General features: G+C 35.4%; 1 protein-coding gene and 1 pseudogene. One reads left to right on the top strand and one right to left on the bottom strand.

From position 1 onward, the window contains the following. Positions 1 to 207, top strand: a 207-nt coding sequence (locus B5G32_RS14240; protein ID WP_239386270.1) for a hypothetical protein, incomplete at its 5' end; no start/stop codon positions are given. Here the strand turns inward: B5G32_RS14240 and B5G32_RS14235 are convergent. Beyond that, a pseudogene (locus B5G32_RS14235) lies at positions 207 to 311 on the bottom strand (hypothetical protein); the annotation flags it as partial. The gene B5G32_RS14240 and the pseudogene B5G32_RS14235 sit on opposite strands and share 1 nt — an antisense overlap. Positions 312 to 514 lie beyond the last annotated feature (203 nt).

The following is a 514-nucleotide window of genomic DNA, read 5'->3' as shown; positions in this document are numbered from 1 at the left end:
ATTGATTTGGTAATAATTTTATATATTTCAGGACAGGCTTTTGTCATTTTTGTTTGTTTTAAGGTCAGCATTCTAAACACATCAACATCAAACTCACCATCAGGAAATGGTCCTAGTGATTTGGTGATGCTAGTCGTAGATTCAATGTCTTTAACACGAATGATATATTTATGTCCTGAGTGTACAACATGTTCAAAACCATTGTAGGATTCATAGCCTCTATCGGCAATGAAGATGGCTTTCTGTCCATCATATCTGTCAACAAGTTGACAGAAAGCATCATTTTCGTCTTTTTTGGCTTCACCCTGAATGATAATATCATCATATGTACGTTCTCATAGATCATAACTGGCATTCAAATGATAGGCAGAGTAAGGTTTTGCAAGAGTGCCATATCTTAATTCAGTTGTTTCATCGTCAAAGATGGTATTGTCAATAGGCAGTTCACTGCCATCAATGGCCAATAGCCTGTAGCCATGAAATAACTTTTTCTTGAAAGTTTTTTTGTTGAATC

The sequence above is a fragment of the Massilimicrobiota sp. An80 genome (assembly GCF_002159255.1).
Classification (GTDB): Bacteria; Bacillota_I; Bacilli_A; order Erysipelotrichales; family Coprobacillaceae; genus Allocoprobacillus; species Allocoprobacillus merdigallinarum.
This window is presented reverse-complemented; position numbering and strand designations above follow the sequence as displayed.